The organism is Amycolatopsis sp. NPDC048633 (genome assembly GCF_040650695.1).
Lineage (GTDB): Bacteria > Actinomycetota > Actinomycetes > Mycobacteriales > Pseudonocardiaceae > Amycolatopsis.
This window is the reverse complement of record NZ_JBEZHS010000001.1, coordinates 306,980-323,461: the sequence shown is the minus strand read 5'-3', so window position 1 is coordinate 323,461 and position 16,482 is coordinate 306,980. Positions and strand designations below refer to the sequence as shown.

15 protein-coding genes are annotated in these 16,482 nt (G+C 71.4%); 8 read left to right on the top strand and 7 right to left on the bottom strand.

The window, feature by feature from the left end; all coding sequences use genetic code 11:
• Positions 1 to 7: 7 nt before the first annotated feature.
• Entirely contained in the window at positions 8 to 766 is a 759-nt protein-coding gene (locus tag AB0C38_RS01660) for an SDR family NAD(P)-dependent oxidoreductase (RefSeq protein ID WP_360664833.1), read from the bottom strand.
• 141 nt (positions 767 to 907) lie between these two features.
• On the opposite strand from AB0C38_RS01660, the gene AB0C38_RS01655 reads away from it, so the two are divergent.
• The 3 genes from AB0C38_RS01655 (at position 908) to AB0C38_RS01645 (ending at position 4,541) form a co-directional block, all read left to right on the top strand.
• Positions 908 to 2,212: a UDP-glucose/GDP-mannose dehydrogenase family protein gene (locus AB0C38_RS01655; protein WP_360664830.1), complete on the top strand. Its 1,305-nt coding sequence runs from the start codon at positions 908 to 910 to the stop codon at positions 2,210 to 2,212.
• Positions 2,213 to 2,336: 124 nt separating this feature from the next.
• Positions 2,337 to 2,729, top strand: coding sequence for a VOC family protein (locus AB0C38_RS01650; protein WP_360664827.1), 393 nt, complete (start codon positions 2,337 to 2,339; stop codon positions 2,727 to 2,729).
• Between the two features lie 45 nt (positions 2,730 to 2,774).
• A complete protein-coding gene (locus tag AB0C38_RS01645) occupies positions 2,775 to 4,541 on the top strand; it encodes a gamma-glutamyltransferase (RefSeq protein WP_360664824.1) in 1,767 nt (588 codons plus the stop codon).
• Here AB0C38_RS01645 and AB0C38_RS01640 read toward each other — a convergent pair.
• The 4 genes from AB0C38_RS01640 to AB0C38_RS01625 form a co-directional block, all read right to left on the bottom strand.
• Positions 4,538 to 4,933 (bottom strand): hypothetical protein, encoded by a 396-nt coding sequence (locus AB0C38_RS01640; protein WP_360664821.1) that lies wholly within the window; start codon positions 4,931 to 4,933, stop codon positions 4,538 to 4,540. The two genes, AB0C38_RS01645 and AB0C38_RS01640, sit on opposite strands and share 4 nt — an antisense overlap.
• 46 nt (positions 4,934 to 4,979) lie before the next feature.
• Positions 4,980 to 5,861, bottom strand: a complete 882-nt coding sequence (locus AB0C38_RS01635; protein WP_360664818.1) for a VOC family protein — start codon at positions 5,859 to 5,861, stop codon at positions 4,980 to 4,982.
• Positions 5,854 to 6,378, bottom strand: coding sequence for a sigma-70 family RNA polymerase sigma factor (locus tag AB0C38_RS01630; RefSeq protein ID WP_360664815.1), 525 nt, complete (start codon positions 6,376 to 6,378; stop codon positions 5,854 to 5,856). Before AB0C38_RS01630 ends, AB0C38_RS01635 begins: the two co-directional genes overlap by 8 nt.
• 107 nt (positions 6,379 to 6,485) lie before the next feature.
• Positions 6,486 to 7,910 (bottom strand): MFS transporter, encoded by a 1,425-nt coding sequence (locus tag AB0C38_RS01625; RefSeq protein WP_360664812.1) that lies wholly within the window; start codon positions 7,908 to 7,910, stop codon positions 6,486 to 6,488.
• A 101-nt stretch (positions 7,911 to 8,011) separates the two neighbouring features.
• Here AB0C38_RS01625 and AB0C38_RS01620 point away from each other — a divergent pair, with 101 nt between their 5' ends.
• From AB0C38_RS01620 to AB0C38_RS01600, 5 genes are all read left to right on the top strand, one after another.
• Positions 8,012 to 8,845 (top strand): helix-turn-helix transcriptional regulator, encoded by an 834-nt coding sequence (locus tag AB0C38_RS01620; RefSeq protein ID WP_360664809.1) that lies wholly within the window; start codon positions 8,012 to 8,014, stop codon positions 8,843 to 8,845.
• Between the two features lie 66 nt (positions 8,846 to 8,911).
• Entirely contained in the window at positions 8,912 to 10,030 is a 1,119-nt protein-coding gene (locus AB0C38_RS01615; protein WP_360664806.1) for a sensor histidine kinase, read from the top strand.
• Entirely contained in the window at positions 10,027 to 10,695 is a 669-nt protein-coding gene (locus AB0C38_RS01610) for a response regulator transcription factor (protein ID WP_360664803.1), read from the top strand. The genes AB0C38_RS01615 and AB0C38_RS01610 overlap by 4 nt, the downstream gene beginning before the upstream one ends.
• 197 nt (positions 10,696 to 10,892) lie before the next feature.
• Positions 10,893 to 11,888 carry a GDP-mannose 4,6-dehydratase gene (gene gmd / locus AB0C38_RS01605; protein WP_360664801.1) on the top strand — a complete coding sequence of 332 codons (996 nt, stop codon included), beginning with the start codon at positions 10,893 to 10,895 and terminating at the stop codon, positions 11,886 to 11,888.
• Positions 11,885 to 12,844 (top strand): FkbM family methyltransferase, encoded by a 960-nt coding sequence (locus AB0C38_RS01600; protein ID WP_360664798.1) that lies wholly within the window; start codon positions 11,885 to 11,887, stop codon positions 12,842 to 12,844. The genes gmd and AB0C38_RS01600 overlap by 4 nt, the downstream gene beginning before the upstream one ends.
• Before the next feature lie 103 nt (positions 12,845 to 12,947).
• Here the strand turns inward: AB0C38_RS01600 and AB0C38_RS01595 are convergent, their stop codons facing one another.
• Positions 12,948 to 15,299 (bottom strand): glycosyltransferase, encoded by a 2,352-nt coding sequence (locus tag AB0C38_RS01595; protein ID WP_360664795.1) that lies wholly within the window; start codon positions 15,297 to 15,299, stop codon positions 12,948 to 12,950.
• The gene (locus AB0C38_RS01590; RefSeq protein ID WP_360664792.1) at positions 15,290 to 16,459 is read right to left on the bottom strand and encodes a hypothetical protein; all 1,170 of its coding nucleotides are present in this window, start codon (positions 16,457 to 16,459) and stop codon (positions 15,290 to 15,292) included. Before AB0C38_RS01590 ends, AB0C38_RS01595 begins: the two co-directional genes overlap by 10 nt.
• Between the last annotated feature and the right edge of the window lie 23 nt (positions 16,460 to 16,482).

The following is a 16,482-nucleotide window of genomic DNA, read 5'->3' as shown; positions in this document are numbered from 1 at the left end:
CTCGGCGTCAGCGCGGGGCCATCCGCAGCGAGCCGTCCATGCGGACGACCTCGCCGTTCAGGTAGTCGTGGTCGATGAGCGACAGCGCGAGCTTCGCGTACTCGTCCGGCCGCGCGAGGCGCTTCGGGAACGGGATGCCGGCGGCGAGCGTCGCGCGGAACTCGTCGCTGACCGTGGCGAGCATCGGGGTGTCGACGATGCCGGGGGCGATGGTCAGCACGCGGATGCCGTGCGAGGCCAAATCCCGCGCGGCCGGCAGCGTCATGCCGACGACGCCGCCCTTGGACGACGCGTAGGCGACCTGCCCGATCTGGCCGTCGAAGGCGGCGATGGACGCGGTGTTGATGATGACGCCGCGGGCGTTGTCCTCGAGCGGCTCGGTCTTCGCGATCGCTTCGGACGCAACGGTCAGGACGTTGAAGGTGCCGATCAGGTTGATCTGGATGACCTTCGCGTACAGCGCGAGGTCGTGGCGGCCCTTCTTGGACAGGATCCGCGCGGACGGCCCGATGCCGGCGCAGTTCACCACGGTCCGCAGCGGCACCCCGGAGCCGGCCGCGGTCGCGACGGCCGCCTCGACCTGCTCGACGTCGGTCACGTCGGCCTCGACGTAGGTGATGCCGTCGACCTGCTCGGCCTTCTCGATGGACGGCGCCAGGTCGAGCGCGAACACGCGCGCGCCCTGGGCCGCGAGGGCCTTCGCCGTCGCCCCGCCGAGGCCGGACGCGCCCCCGGTGACGAGCGCCGCGGTGTCGGTGATCTGCATCTGTGCGGTTCCCTTCGCTGCTCTGACTCCGGACCAGGTTAACGCTCGTTCGCAGTGGCGATTCGTGTCTTCGCTCACCGCTTTCGGGTAGGACTGTTTCCGTTAGCGCGGTGGTCACGTCCGGCTGTCACCTTCAGCGGCATGACACCAGCTCGGATCGTGGTGGTAGGTACCGGTTACGTAGGCTTGACCACGGGGGCTTGCCTGGCCAGTCTGGGTCATTACGTCACCTGCGTGGACGTCGACCGCGCGAAGGTGTCCCGGCTGAGCGCGGGGCGCGTCGACATCCTCGAACCGGGGCTGACCGACCTGGTCGCCCGCGGGATTTCGACCGGCCGTCTCCAGTTCGTCGTCGGCGCGCGCGACGCGGTCCGTGACGCTCAGGCGGTGTTCCTCTGTGTACCGACGCCGATGGGGGCGGGCGGTTCCGCGGACCTGCGCGCGGTCGAGGCGGTGGCCGCCGAGATCGGCGACGTCCTGCCCGTCGGCTGCGCGCTGGTCACCAAGTCGACCGTGCCGGTCGGCACGTCGAAGCGGATCGAGGAGATGCTCGGCCGGACCGACGTGCCGGTGGTGTCCAACCCCGAGTTCCTCCGCGAGGGCACCGCGGTCGCGGACTTCCTGGGCCCGGACCGGATCGTCGTCGGCTCGGACGACCGCGCCGCCGCGCACTGGGTCGGCGAGCTGTACGCCGAGCTGGACGCGCCGGTCGTCGTCGCCGATGCCGCCAGCGCCGAATTGGTCAAGTACGCCGCGAACTGCTACCTCGCGCTGAAGCTTTCGTACGTCAACTCGATCGCCGAGCTGTGCGAGCGGCTGGGCGCGGACATCGACCTCGTCACCGAGGGCATGGGCCACGACCGGCGGATCGGCCGGACGTTCCTCAAGCCGGGCCCGGGCTGGGGCGGCTCGTGCCTGCCGAAGGACACCAGCGCGCTGGTCAAGGTCGCCGAGTCGGTCAACTACGACTTCAAGATGCTGACCTCGGCGATCGACGAGAACATCGCCCAGCGCGACCGGATCGTCGCGAAGATCGCCGGCGCGGTCGGCGGCACGCTGGCCGGCGCGCGGATCGGCGTGCTGGGCCTGGCGTTCAAGGCCGGCACGAACGACCTGCGCGACTCGCCCGCGCTCGCCGTGTCGTCGGTGCTGTGCGCGCTGGGCGCCGAGCTGACCGCCTACGACCCGGCCGTCGACGGCGGGCTCGCCGGGATGACCGTCGTCGACGACGCCTACCAGGTCGCGAAGGACGCGGACGCCGTCGTCGTGCTGACCGAATGGGCCGAGTTCAAGCACCTCGACTGGGCGGCGATGGCCGAGCTCATGGACGGCATCGACGTCGTCGACACGCGCAACCTGCTCGACCCGCGGGTGATCGTCGACGCCGGGCTGTCCTGGCAGGGCGTCGGGCGGCCGCGGGCGGCGGCGCGAATCAAGGTTTCCTGACGGCGTCCGGCTGGCTAAGATCGTCGGCACGGCATCGCGTGTCGGTCACCGGCTGGGTGAGACATGGAGGTGGCGGGAGTGCCCCGGAGGCATTTCACTCGTGTCAGTTTCCGTTTCCGTTGAATTGAACCATCTGATCGTCCCGTCCCGGAACAACCGGGAATCCGCCGAATTCCTGGCGAACCTGCTCGGCCTCGAGGTCGGGGAGGAATGGGGTCCGTTCATCCCCGTCGAGACCCGCAACGGCGTCCGGCTGGACTTCGCGACCATCCCTGAGCAGGACCTTCGCCTGCAGCACTACTGCTTCCTGATCCCGGAGGACGACTTCGACGCCGTGTTCGCGCGGCTCGTCGAAACGGGCGTGACCCATCACGCCGATCCGATGGGGAAGCAGGTCGGCGAAATCAACCACAACCACGGCGGCCGTGGCGTCTACTTCCTCGACCCCGGTGGGAACGGGATGGAGATCATCACGCAGCCGTACGAGCCGGAACGGCGTCGCCCGACGTCTTGGTAAAGCGCAGCCTGGTAGAAGTTCCTTAGCAATGCGTACTATCGGGGCATGTTCACGACGAGGCCCGAGCTGGCCGGCACCTTCGGGATGGTGGCATCGACGCACTGGCTGGCTTCGGCCACCGGGATGGCGGTGCTGGAAGACGGCGGCAACGCGTTCGACGCGGCGGTCGCCGCCGGATTCGTCCTGCAGGTCGCCGAGCCGCACCTGTGCGGACCGGCGGGCCAGGTGCCCGGCCTCTTCGTGACGGCGGACGACCCGACCCCGCGGGCACTGGCCAGCCAAGGCCCGTCGCCCGCGGGGGCTACGCCCGAGCACTTCGCGTCGCTGGGCCTGGACCTCATCCCGGGCAGCGGTTTGCTGCCGGCGACCGTCCCGGGCGCTTGGGACGGTTGGCTGTTGCTGCTTCGCGACTACGGCACGAAGTCCCTTCGCGCGGTGCTGTCCTACGCGATCGGCTACGCGCGCAACGGCGTCCCGCTGGTGTCGCGGGTCGGGGACACGATCCGCGCCGTCGAGCGGCTGTTCGTCGAGCACTGGCCGACGTCGGCGTCGCTCTGGCTGCCGGACGGCAAGCCCGCGGCCGGCCTGCACCGGAACCCGACGCTGGCGGACACGTGGGAACGTCTCCTGCGGGAGGCGGAGTCCGTCTCGGGTCGGGAAGCGCAGATCGACGCCGGACGTCGTGCCTGGTCACAGGGCTTCGTCGCCGAAGCGATCGAGAAGTTCAGCCGGACCGCGTTCCGCGACGACTCCGGTCGCGACCACGCGGGCCTCCTCACCGGCGAAGACTTGGCGTCCTGGTCGGCGTCGTACGAAGAACCGGCCTCGGTGGACGTCGGCGACTGGCGCCTGGTCAAGATGGGCGGCTGGACGCAGGGGCCGGCCCTGCTGCAGCAGGCCCTGCTGATGCACGGCTTCCGCGACGAAGTGTCCTTTGTGGACGGCGTGGCGTCGGAGCGCACGGTGCACTTGGCGGTCGAGGCGGCGAAGCTGGCCTTCGCGGACCGCGAGGCGTGGTACGGCGACACCGACGTCCCGCTGGACGTGCTGCTTTCTGCCGGCTACACCGATGCCCGACGTGCTCTGATCACCGACACGGCGTCCGCCGAGCTTCGGCCCGGGGACGCGCGGGGTCCGGCCCGGCTCCCGGCGATCCTGAACTCGCTGCAGGGCGTCCAGGCGGAAGGTGGCGCGACGGGCGAGCCGACCGTCGGCCCCCAGGGCGAGACGCGCGGCGACACGGTCCACCTCGACGTCGTCGACGCGGCGGGCAACCTGGTGTCGCTGACCCCGTCGGGCGGCTGGCTGCAGTCGAGCCCGGCGATCCCGTCGCTGGGCTTCTGCCTCGACTCGCGCGGGCAGATGTTCTGGCTGGAGCAGGGCCTGCCGAACTCCCTGGCCCCGCGCAAGCGCCCGCGCATCACGCTGTCGCCGTCGCTGGCCCTGCGCGACGGCGTCCCGACGCTGGCCTTCGGCACGCCGGGCGGCGACCAGCAGGACCAGTGGCAGCTGTGCTTCTGGCTCGCGCACGTGTACGGCGGCCTGAACCTCCAGGAGTCGATCGACGCCCCGGCCTGGCACACGACGGCGTTCCCGAGCTCGTTCTACCCGCGCTCGTGGAACCCGCGCGAGCTGGTGGTGGAGTCCCGGCTGGGTGCGTCCACTTTGGACGCCCTGCGCGCCCGCGGCCACTCGCTGGTGGACGCGGGAGACTGGGCCCTGGGCCGCTTGGCGGCGGTTTCCCGAGACGGCTCGTTGCTGCGCGCGGCAGCCAACGCCCGAGGCATGCAGGGCTACGCGGCGGGACGTTAGAGCTTCAGCGACGCCCAGCCGCCGCCTTCGGCGAGAAGTGTGCGGATGCCGTCGGCGTGCTCGGCGAAGCCGGCGAGATCGCTGTGCAGCAGGGCAAGCCGCTCCGCGTCGAGCGGTGCGGTATCGCCCTGCCACAGCTCACGGACCCAGCTGGCCGACATGTGCATCGACCCGATGAGCCCGGCGACCGCGGCTTCCTTGTCCCCACCGGCGGTGAGGTAGTCGGCGAGGATCCGGTCGCCGGCCCCGACGAGCTCCCGCAGTCCCCGCACGGCTTCGTCGGGGCTGCCGTCCCAGTCCGGCCGGGGCCAGGCCGACGAGCTGAGTTCGAGCCACAACCGCCAGCCCGCGGTCAGCTCGTCGTGGTCACGTGGCGTCCAGTGCCCGGCCATGCCTTCGAGTGTGCGCCTGCCCGCCCGTCCCGGCGGATGGGATTGCTCACTTCGCGGGCTGCTGCCACAGCCAGAACTCGATGCCCTGGTTGTCCGTGCAGTCGGCCGTCGTGCCGTAGGGGTGGTTTTCGATCTCGCCCGGCCGGCCACCCTGCTCACGGACGCGCGTCAGTGCGGCGTCGAGGTCGTCGACCGCGAACATCAGCTTCCAACCGACCTGGCGGCCCGGACCGCCCCAGAGCCCGCCCGGCTGACCGTCGCCTTCGATGCTCCACGCGCCTTCGACCGAGCCGGGGGAGAACTGCCAGCCGAGCACCGCGCCGTAGAACGTCTTCGCGGGCTCGTCTTCCGGGACCTGGAACGTGAAGTACATGGCCTCGCCCTGCTTCGGCGCCGGCTCCGGCTTCGGTGTCGCCTGCGAAACCAGCCAGCGCTGGCCGTACGGGTCGCGGAACGAGCCGCCCCGCCCGTACGGCGAATCGCTCACCGCGCGGATCAGCGTCCCGCCCAGCTCCAGCGCCCGGGCCACGCTGACGTCCGCGTCCGGCACCTCCACCCGCACCGACGCGCCCCCGCCCTGGGCCGCGACGTGCCCGATCTCCGGGTACTCCTCGGCGAGCATCAGCACCGCATCGCCGATGGCCAGCTCGGCGTGCCCGATGCGGCCGTCGTCCATGAGGATCGGCTCACCGCGGCGGGTCGCGCCGAAGACGTCGACGTAGAAGTCGAGCGCGGCCCGCGCGTCGGACACGGCGAGGTAAGGCGTCAGCGAGCGCAGTTCGGCAGTGCTCGTGGGGGCTTCGGTGGTGGTCATATCGGCTCCGTTCAAGATGACGCGACGCAGGTTGTCGCGCAGTTCGGCGGCGAAGTCCGGGTCGGGCGCGACCCGCTCGGAGGGCCGGCGAAGCGCGTCGAAAGGCTCAGGCATCGCGACCCTCCTTCTCCTCGTAGGCGCGCCGGAACGCGGCGCGGGCCCGCACGAGCAACGCCTCGGTGGCGTGCACGCTGCGCCCCAGGTGGCCGGCGACCTCGGGCACGCCCAAGCCGTCGACGTACCGGAGGGTCAGGGCCGCGCGGTGGTGCGACCCGAGGGATTCGAGCACCTGTCTCGCGCGCAGGGCGTCGAGCTGCTCGTCCCACGGGTCGTCGACGTCCGGCGCGCTGTCGTGCACCAGCCGCAGCCCGCGTTCCTCTCGTTCTTTGCGCCGCCAGTGGTCGGCGAGCTTGTGCCGGGCGACGCCGATCAGCCACCCGGTGCTCACTGGAGGTGCGTATTCCTTGCGACAGGCGGCGACCGCCCCGAGGAAGGTCTCGGAAGTGAGCTCCTCGGCGAGCGTGCGGTCACCACACCGGGACAGCAGGTACCCGTAGACCTCCGGCAGCGCGGTCTCGTAGAGCCCGAGCAGCGCGAAGGCCGGGTCCGGTCGTACCCGAGGTTCCGTCACACCCCCATAGTCGTCCGGCGCGCGACTTTTCCGACGGGTGAACTTTCGTTTTTTTCGGCGGCCAGGTCACCCGGATGGTGACAACGTGGTCTCGCCGTGCCCGGCCGTCACACCCGGGGGTCCGGCAACCGCCGCGCGGTGACGGCCACGATCGCCGCCAGCACCGCCACCAGCCCGATCACCAGCGCGAACGCGTCCCGGCTCCCCAGCGAGCTCGAAAGCGCCGCGTACAGACTCCCCAGCGTCGCCACGCCCAGCGCCAGCGCCGTCTGCTGGTTGGTCGTCATCACGCCCGAACCGACCCCGGCCAGGTCCGTCGGCACGTGCGACAGCACGATCCGGAACAACGTCGTCATCGCCAGCGCGTTCCCCACACCGATCGCCACCATCGACGGCGCCAGATCGAGAATGGTCACGTGCGGCCAGGCCGCCAGCGTCGTGCAGAGCAGTGCCACCATCCCGACCGCCGTGATCGCGCCCCCGATCGGCACCACCTTCTGCCCGTAGCGCGTCACCAGGCGGCTGCTCAGCATCGACACCGTGAAGTACGCGACCGCCAGCGGGGTCAGCGCGCCGCCCGCGCCGAGCGGGCCGAAGTGCAGGCCCTCCTGCAGCGTCATCGCGAACACGAACATGAACGAGCCGAACGCCGCGAAGAACGGCGCCGCCACCATCAACCCGCGTCGCACACTCGGCAGGCGCATCACCGACGGCGGCAGCAACGGCGTTCCGCCGAGCCGCTCCAAGCGCCGTTCGACGTGCACCAAAGCCGCGGCCGAGAACGGCGACAGCGCCAGCAGCACGATCGACCACGCCGGCCAGCCCAAGGCTCGGCCTTCCATCAGCGGGACCAGCAACGACAGCAAGGTGGTCGCCAGCAACAGCGTCCCCAGCCGGTCGACGCCCAGGGGATTGTGCGCGCGGCTCTCCGGCAGGCGGCGGGCCATCAGCAGCACCACCAGGCCGATCGGCACGTTCACCAGGAAGATCGGCCGCCAGCCGGTGCCGAAGAGGTCCGCCGCCACCAGGCCGCCGCCCAGCAACTGGCCGACGACCGTCGACAGGCCGCCCGTCGCTCCGAAGAGCCCCAGCGCTCGCGAACGCTCTTCGCCGGACGTCGCCGCCTGGATGATCGAGAGCACCTGTGGCAGCAGCATCGCCGACGCCGCCCCCTGCGCGGCGCGAGCGATCACCAGCGTCGTCGCCGTCGGGGCGATTCCGCAGGCCAGGGACGTCAGCGTGAACAGCCACAGACCCGCGAAGAACAGCCGCCGCCTGCCGAACGAGTCGCCGAGGCGGCCGCCGACCACCAGCAACACCGCGTACGCGATGCCGTATGCGGCCACCACCAGTTCCAGCGTCGCCGTGGACGCGTGGAGGTCGGCATTGATCGTCGGCAGCGCGACGTTGACGATGAAGAAGTCGATGATGGGCAGCGCCGCCCCCAGCAGCACCGTGACCAGGCCGGCGGGGGTCAATCCCGGCCGAAGTTGGGCGCCGGGGGTGATCGGCGCGAGTTGAGTCGTGGTCATGAGTACTACGATCGACCCACTTCTAAACTGGTACCAGTTGCTGTTCATCCGGGTACCGCCACTACCTGGTACCAGGTTCGGGCGCGTGCGATCCTGGCACCATGACCACCGCCGTCGAATCCGAGCTCCGCCGCCAGGAGCTGGCGAGGTTCCTGCGCAGCCGGCGTGAGCGGATCACGCCCGAGCAGCTCGGCCTCCCGATCATGGGCCGCCGCCGGACGCCGGGGCTGCGCCGCGAAGAGGTCGCGCAGCTCGCCGGGGTCGGGGTCACCTGGTACACGTGGCTCGAGCAGGGCCGCGACATCAACGCGTCCGAGCAGGTGCTGCAGGCGATCGCCCGCACCCTGCGGCTCGACCCGCACGAGCACACCCACCTCTTCCGCCTGGCCGGCGCGCCCGAGCCGGAGAGCGAGAAGGACTGCCAGGTCGTCTCGCCGCAGATGGAACTCATGCTGAAGAAGCTGGAGCCGTACCCGGTCGCGGTGCGCAACGCCCGCTGCGACCTCCTCGGCTACAACCGCGGCTACACCTGGCTGATGGGCGAAGTCGACGCGATCCCGTTCGAGGACCGCAACACCCTGGTCCAGTGCCTGCTCAACCCGCAGTGGCGCGAGCGCATGCTGGACTGGGAGACGAACATCCCCCGCGTGATCGCGTCCTTCCGCGCGGCGATGGCCGAGCACGTCGCGGAGCCGGCGTGGAAGAACCTGGTCAAGCGCCTGAAGGCGGAGTCGCCGCTGTTCGCCGAGCTCTGGCCGCACCACGACGTCAACTCCGAGCCGATCCGCACGAAGCGGTACATGCACCCCGACGTCGGGCTGCTGCGGTTCAACTTCACGTACCTCTACTACGGCCGCCGCTCCGAGATCACGGTCTCGACGTACACCCCGGCCGACGAGGAGACGGCGGCGAAGCTGCCCCGCATGGTCGACTGACGACGTACGCGGACTGTCGCTCTGTGACGGACGCGCGGACCCGCCATGACCGGTAGTTTTCGCGGCATGAGATGGCAACTGGGCTGGTCCCCGTGGGTGGGGCGCGTGGTGCGCACCATCGTGGTCTCGGGGTTCGTGCTCGGGGCGACCAGCGGGGCGTCGCGGTGGGATCCCGGCTCGCCGCAGATGACGGCGGGCGCCGGGCTGTGGCTCGTCGCCACCACGCTGACGCTGCTCGTCGTGCACCGCTTCCCGCTGACGCTGTTCCTGGCGACGGCGGCGTCCGCGTTCGGCTACTACGCCTCGGGGCTGCCCGGCGGACCGATCATCATCGTGCCGACCATCGCGTTGTTCCTGCTCACCCGGCAGCGCGGCCCCCTCACCGCCGGGATCACCGGGGCCGCCGCGCTCACCGTGGCCTACCTCGCGCACGTGGTGCTGTCGGGGTCGTTCGCGCTGGAAGCGGGGGCCGGGTTCGTCGTCGTGTGGCTGGTCGCCGTCATCGGGGTCGGCACCGCCGTCCGCTACCAGCTCGACGCGCTCGCCGCCCGCCGCGAGCAGGCCGACGAGCACCGCCACCGGGTCGCCGAGCAGGAACGGCTGCGGATCGCCCGCGAGGTGCACGACGTCGTCGCGCACAGCCTCGCCATGATCAACGTCCAGGCGGGCGTCGCCGCGCACGTCGCCGATCGGCGGCCGGAGCAGGCGAAAGAGGCGCTGCTCAACATCAAGGCGGCCAGCGCGTCCGCGCTCAAGGACCTGCGCGCGACCCTGGCCGTGCTCCGCTCGGGCGAGGACAAGGCGCCCGCGCCGAGCCTCGCCCAGGCCGCCGAGCTGCTGGAACACGCGCGCGACGCCGGGCTCACGGTCGACGTCCACGGCGAGCCCGGCGACCTCCCGGCCCCGGTGGACGCGGCGGCCTACCGGATCCTGCAGGAGTCGCTGACGAACGTCGTCCGGCACGCCGACCAGCCGAACCACGTCGACGTCCGGTTCGAACGGCAAAGAGGCACCTTCACGCTCCGGGTGCGCGACGACGGCCGCGGCACCACCCAGCCGACGCCGGGCCACGGCCTGCGGGGCATGTGCGAACGCGCCGCCGCGCTCGGCGGGCGGTGCACCGCCGGGCCGGTCGACGGCGGTTTCGAAGTGTGCGTAGCGCTACCGATCGAGGGGGAAGCATGATCCGCGTCCTGCTGGCCGACGACCAGGTCCTGGTCCGCGCCGGGTTCCGCGTGCTGCTGGAGACCGAAGACGGCTTCGACGTCTGCGGCGAGGCGGGCGACGGCGAACAGGCCGTCACGCTGGCGATCGAGCACAAGCCGGACATCGTGGTGATGGACGTCCGGATGCCCGGTGTCGACGGCCTCGAAGCGACTCGCCGGATCACCGCGAACCCCGACCTCGCCGGGACGAAGGTGCTGGTCCTGACCACCTTCGACATCGACGAGTACGTCTACGAAGCCCTGCGTTCGGGCGCCAGCGGGTTCCTGCTCAAGGACACCGAGCCGGTCGAGCTGCTGCGCGCGCTGCGGGTCGTGGTGAGCGGCGAGGCGTTGCTGGCGCCGACCGTGACGCGGCGGCTGATCCAGGAGTTCGTCGGCCGCCCGGAGAACCGGCGCATCGACACGAACGCCGTCCGCGAGATCACCGACCGCGAGCGCGAGGTGCTGGGCCTGGTGGCGGGCGGCATGTCGAACGACGAGATCGCGGCCCACCTGGTGATCTCGACGGCGACGGCGCGCACCCACGTCAGCCGCATCATGACGAAGATCGGCGCCCGCGACCGGGCGCAGCTGGTGGTGCTCGCCTACGAGTCGGGGCTGGTCACCCCACGCCACTCCGCCTGACCCGGCGCACCACGCGGAACGCCCGGACCAGGAACACGACGGCGAGGACGGCGACCAGGCAGATCCAGATCATGGCGCCTCCTTCCCGGGCCGATGCTCTGCTCAGAGGGCGTCCGGGAGGGGGACGGCGTTCATCGACACGGCGGAAGTCACACCTTCGGGCTAAGTGAAGGAGACCTCCCGGCTAAGCTCACCGCGTGCGACGTGCGTTGATCACCGGTATCACCGGTCAGGATGGCCAATATCTCGCCGAGCTGCTCCACGAGCAGCAGTACGAGGTCTTCGGCCTGGTCAAGGGGCAGAACAACCCTCGGATCGACATGGTCCGCACGGAGTACCCCTTCGTCGAGATCGTCGAGGGCGACCTGCAGGACCTGTCGAGCCTGGTCGGGGTGCTGGAGCAGGTGCAGCCGGACGAGGTCTACAACCTCGGCGCGATCTCCTTCGTCGCCCTGAGCTTCAAGCAGGCCGAGCTCACCGCGAACGTCACCGGGCTCGGGGTGCTGCGGCTGCTCGACGCCGTCCGGATGGTCGGCGGGAGCCAGAACAACCCGATCCGCTTCTACCAGGCGTCCAGCTCGGAGATGTTCGGCAAGGTCCGGCAGTCGCCGCAGACCGAGGACACGCCGTTCTACCCGCGCTCGCCCTACGGCGTGGCGAAGGTGTTCGGCCACGACATCACCGTGAACTACCGGGACAGCTACGGCCTCTACGCCTGCTCGGGCATCCTCTTCAACCACGAGAGCCCGCGCCGCGGCATCGAGTTCGTCACGCGCAAGGTGACCAACGCCGTCGCGCGGATCAAGCTCGGGCTGCAGGAAAAGCTGATGCTGGGCAACCTCGACCCGCAGCGCGACTGGGGCTTCGCCGGCGACTACGTCCGCGCGATGTGGCAGATGCTGCAGCAGGACGAGCCGGGCGACTACGTCGTCGCGACCGGGCGCACGCACAGCGTCCGCAACTTCGTGGACCTCGCGTTCAAGCACGCCGGCCTCGACGACTGGGAGCGGTTCGTCGAGCAGGACCAGCGGTTCTTCCGGCCCGCCGAGGTCGACCTCCTGGTCGGCGACGCCACCAAGGCCCACACCGAGCTGGGCTGGAAGCCCGAGGTCGGCTTCGAGGACCTGGTCGCCATGATGGTCGACCACGACCTGCAGCTGGAGGCGCGGAAGGCCGGCATCTCGCTGCCATGATCTCCTACGCGCAGCAGGCCGAGGACGTGGTGCTCGCGCGCGTCTTCGCCGGTCAGGACACCGGTCGCTATGTCGACATCGGTGCGGGTGACCCGCTCGTCGCCTCGGTGACGAAGCACTTCTACGACCTCGGCTGGCGCGGGATCAACATCGAGCCGATCCCGGCGAAGGCCCGTGAGCTGCGCGCGGCCCGGCCGGACGACCTGACCCTGGACGTCGCCGTCGGCGCCCGCCCGGGGACGGCGAAGCTGCACGTCGTCGAGAACGAGTGGGGCTGGTCGACGCTCGACGACGGCCTCGCCGGCCGGTACCGCGAGGACCGCGGCTGGCGCGTGAACACCGTCGAGGTCGAGCTGACGACGCTGGCCGCGATCCTGGACGAACACCCGGGCCCGGTCGACTTCCTCAAGATCGACGTCGAAGGCGCCGAGCGCGTGGTGATCGAGGGCGGCGACTGGACCCGGCACCGCCCGCGGGTGCTCGTCGTCGAGGCCACCGAACCCGGTGCGCAGACGCCGACCCACGCGGAGTGGGAGCCGATGCTGCTCGACGCGGGCTACGAGTGCGGGCTCTTCGACGGCTTGAACCGCTTCTACGCGCAGTCCGACGACGCCGAAGCGCTGTCACGGCTCGGCGCGCCCGCGAACGTCTTCGACGACTTCGAGCGCTACGACGTCCTCCAGCAGGGCAAGGCGCTGGAGGAGCTGCGGACCGGCCGCGCGGCCGAAATCGGCTACGCCCGCCGCATGGAAGCCGAGCTGCGAGAGCTGCAGGAGACGCACCGGCGGGCCGCCGACTACCTCGAGCAGCTCGAACAGACTCGCGTCGAGCAGGAACGGCAGCGGACGAAGTCGGTCCGCTACACGGCGGGGCTGGAGGCGCGGGTCGCCGAGCTCGAGGCGCAGCTCGCCGCCGCGTCGGGCCGCATCGCCGAGCTGGAAGCCCGGCGGGGCTGAGCCCTCACTGTGCCGATCGGTACCAATCCGACCATAGTCACGGCCGAATGGCTTCGTAGCAACGGTTACGTGCCGTGAGGGCGTCGGCCTGCTTTTGGCCGGATTAGTACTTCGGGAGGGCCGCCAGCCTCCTGGTCACGACGTCCGCGACGGCGTCCGGCCCGCACACGGCCTCGACGGCGGCCGCCGCCCGCTCACCCATCGACGTCCGCAGCCCGGGGTTCCCGGCGAGCTTGCGCAACCACTGCGCGGCCTGGTCCACGTCGGGTTCCGCCCACGGGTGCCCGAGCGGGTACGACGTGGTGAAACCGTTGGTGAAGCCGGGTTCGGCGTCCTTCGCGACGTACGTCTCGTAGCCCACGAGCGCGGCCGCGCCCGGCGGCATGAAGTCGAGGTTGCCGCCGTGGCCGGTGGCGACCACCGGCTTGCGCCGGGCCATCGCCTCGGCCAGGTCGAGCCCGAACGTCTCGAACCGGTGCAGCGAAAGGTAGATGTCGCAGGACGCCAGCAGCAGCCCGCGGTCCACTTCGGACAGTTTCCCGCCGAGCAGCGTCCCGCCGGCGGCGGTGACCTCCCGGCCGAGCCACCCGGCCGCCTCGGATTCCGGGTCCAGGTCGATCGCGGCGACGGCCAGGTGTGCGCCGCCTGCCGGGAACGCCCGCCGGAACGCCGTGATCGCGCCCCGGACGTTCTTCCGCTCGGCGTCCGAGGACGCGTGGAACGTCGTGAGCACGACCAGTTCGTCTTCGGGGAGCCGGAACCGCGCGCGGTCGCCGGTGCCGTCGGCGGCCGGGACCACCTTGGGCACCACGGTGATCGGGAGGTCCGTACCGCCGCGCAGCAGGCCGGCGGCGAGCGTCGAGGGCACCCACAGTTCGTCCACATCGGACAGCTGGGGGAGCCCGGTCGCGGGCAGGTCCGGCAGCTCGCCGGTCCACCGCGCGATGGTGTAGCGGTCGAACGAGTGCTTCGGGATCAGCGGGAATCCGGCGGCGTCGACCAGCCACAGGTCGGTCGCGTAGTCCTTGCCGCGGCGCAGGTCGGCCAGCTCCGGTGGCACTTCGTACGGCCGGTCCGGCACGCGGGTGTTGAACTCGGTGAACGTCGTCCGGGGCAGCCTCGCCGCCAGCACGGTCGCCAGGCGCCGGTTCGCTTCGGCCGTCACGCCGGCCGCGCGGACGTCGCCGAACATGTTGACGCCCGGCCGGTCCTTCGACGGCTTCACCGGCGGCGGCAGCGGCCCCCGCACGGCTTCGGCGGCATCGTGGTAGGCCGCGGCGACGACCGGCCAGGAAGCGTGCTGCCGGACGTATTCGCGCGCCTTGCGGCCCGCCTCACGAGCCTCCTCCGGCCAGGACACGATCCGCTCGAGGTGCGCGACGAGCTCCACCGCCTCGCGCCGCGGGTCGATCGGGACCAGCCGGCAGAACTCCCGGTCGTAGTGCCGGTGCTGGGGCAGGTCGCTGGTGACGAACAGCCGGCCGAGGCCGAACGCGCGCATCATCACCGCGCTCGTCTCGCCCGCCGTCGGCCAGCGCAGGCCGATCAGCGCGTCGGTCGCGACGATCAGGTCCTGGAACTCCTCGATGTCCGGGCTCGGGATGATCCGCACCGCGTCGCCGACGCCGAGCTCCGCGATCGTGCGGTGGACGTCGGCCTCGATGTCCTTCTCCCGCGCGTGCCCGACGATCAGCAGCTTCGCCTGCGGCCAGCGCCGCCGGACCTGCGCGAAGGCCAATACGGCGACGCGGATCCGCTTGATCGCGGTGAACCCGCCGAAGACGCCGAACACGACGTCGTCGTCGTTCCAGCCGAGCTGGGCGCGGACCGCCGGGCGCTTGGCGTCGTCCTCGACGACCGGCGCGGCCGACGGCACGGCGAACACCGGCACCTCGGGGTAGCGCTCCCGCAGGTGCCGCGCGCGGAACGGGTCGTGCACCAGCACGCCCCGGCTGGCCGAGACGATCCGCCGTTCCAGGCTCATCGTCTGGCGGTCGAGGTGCTTGACGCCGTCGACGTCGACCGCGGGCCAGCCGAGCACCAGCGCCGGGTCCGCCGGATCGCCCCAGATCGGGCCGTGCGCGTGGGCCAGCTCGTCCTTGAAGGCCGGTGACTCGATCCCGCCGTAGTAGCTCAGCGAGAAGTCCAGCAGCGACGGGTCGTGCAACACCACCAGCCCGGGCACCGCGAGCGCCCGGTGGTAGATCCACTCGTGGAACTCGGTGTTGTTGCCCATCTGGTAGGTGTCGACGGCGTCGCCGGAGTCCTCGACGTCGTCCGGGGTGAGCAGCGGCACCCCGGCGGGGGTGCGGGCTTCGGCCGGGTACCGGCCGACCGCGGACACGTCCGCGAGGCCGGCCATGGTCTCCAGCAGTTCGAAGCTGTAGTCGGCGATGCCGCTGCGCTCGGGCGGCAGCGGCGTCCACATCCGGTGGCGCACGGCCGTCACCGCCACGCGAGCAGGCAGTACCGCTCCCGCCCGCCGGGTGCGCTGACCGGGATGCCGGCCTCGCCCGGCAGGCGGACCTCGACGTGGGAGAACCCGGCCGCCTCGGTGAGGAAGCGGAGGAAGTCCGGGTGCACCGGGCGCAACGCGAAGGGGTCCAGGTGGAAGTCCGCGGACGCGAGCGGCGTCTCGACGACCAGGGGCCCGCCAGGCTGCAGCGCGGCGGCCGCGAGCTCGGCGAACCGGGCCAGCGCCGCCGGTTCGAGCCGTTCGGCGAAGCGGAACGCGGTGATCGCGCCCAGCGAACCGGGAGTCGCCTCTTCGAGCAGCCGCATCGGGTCGGCGTCGGCCACCTGGACGTCCACGGCTTCGCATTGCTTGCGCACCAACGCGTTCCGCGACGCCGTGCGGTACCGGACGCCCGCGGCCGCGAGCACCTCCGGCCAGCCGCCGCGGCCCGGGGCCATGTCCAGCACCGCGCCGGTGGCACCCGACTTCCGGGCGTCTTCGATGATCGGCAGGTACGCGCGCACGGCGTCCCGCGCGCGCTCGGCGGACCCGTCGAGCAGGGCTTCCACAGCGATCTCGAGGAACGAATCGCGGCCCGGCACCGCGTCGGCCGAGGCCGGCTCGTCCGACGTACCGGACTCTCGCCGGGCGCGGTCGAGGAACAGGTCGACCTGCACGTTCCGCAGCCGGACCTGCTCGGCCGCGGCCAGCACCCGGTCGAGCTGCGCTTCCAGCTCCTTGAGCCGGGCCTCGGCGCCGCCGGAACGCTCCGCGGACTCGGTGACCTGCAGCGCCAGGCCGGACAGCTGGGCCTGCAGCCCGCCGACCGCGCTGTAGAGCCGCTGGTTGAGCCCGGCCGAGAGGTTCTGGTCGTTGCGGTAGAGCGATTCCAGCTCCCGGTGCAGCGACTCGGCGCGCACCAGCTCCCCGCGTTCGTCCAGCCAGCGCTGGAAGTGCCCTTCGGCGGCCCGGAGCTCGTCGGACAGCGCGCTGACGGCGTCCCGCGTCGCCAGGTTCGTCTCGACCTGCCACTTCGCCTGGCGCCGCCAGAGGAACCGCAGCGCGAGCCGGCCGAGCAGGTCACCGCGGCGCAGCGGGAGGTGCAGGTTGGCGTGCTGCTCCAGGCGGTCGAGAGCGTCCGCGACACGTGCGTGAGACATGCGGTGGTCCATCGGGTCAGGGG

Coding starts and splice junctions, on each gene's coding strand:
- AB0C38_RS01660 (WP_360664833.1), bottom strand. CDS start 766: ATGCAGATCACCGACACCGCGGCGCTCGTCACCGGGGGCGCGTCCGGC.
- AB0C38_RS01655 (WP_360664830.1), top strand. CDS start 908: ATGACACCAGCTCGGATCGTGGTGGTAGGTACCGGTTACGTAGGCTTG.
- AB0C38_RS01645 (WP_360664824.1), top strand. CDS start 2,775: ATGTTCACGACGAGGCCCGAGCTGGCCGGCACCTTCGGGATGGTGGCA.
- AB0C38_RS01640 (WP_360664821.1), bottom strand. CDS start 4,933: ATGGCCGGGCACTGGACGCCACGTGACCACGACGAGCTGACCGCGGGC.
- AB0C38_RS01635 (WP_360664818.1), bottom strand. CDS start 5,861: ATGCCTGAGCCTTTCGACGCGCTTCGCCGGCCCTCCGAGCGGGTCGCG.
- AB0C38_RS01625 (WP_360664812.1), bottom strand. CDS start 7,910: ATGACCACGACTCAACTCGCGCCGATCACCCCCGGCGCCCAACTTCGG.
- AB0C38_RS01620 (WP_360664809.1), top strand. CDS start 8,012: ATGACCACCGCCGTCGAATCCGAGCTCCGCCGCCAGGAGCTGGCGAGG.
- AB0C38_RS01615 (WP_360664806.1), top strand. CDS start 8,912: ATGAGATGGCAACTGGGCTGGTCCCCGTGGGTGGGGCGCGTGGTGCGC.
- AB0C38_RS01610 (WP_360664803.1), top strand. CDS start 10,027: ATGATCCGCGTCCTGCTGGCCGACGACCAGGTCCTGGTCCGCGCCGGG.
- AB0C38_RS01600 (WP_360664798.1), top strand. CDS start 11,885: ATGATCTCCTACGCGCAGCAGGCCGAGGACGTGGTGCTCGCGCGCGTC.
- AB0C38_RS01590 (WP_360664792.1), bottom strand. CDS start 16,459: ATGTCTCACGCACGTGTCGCGGACGCTCTCGACCGCCTGGAGCAGCAC.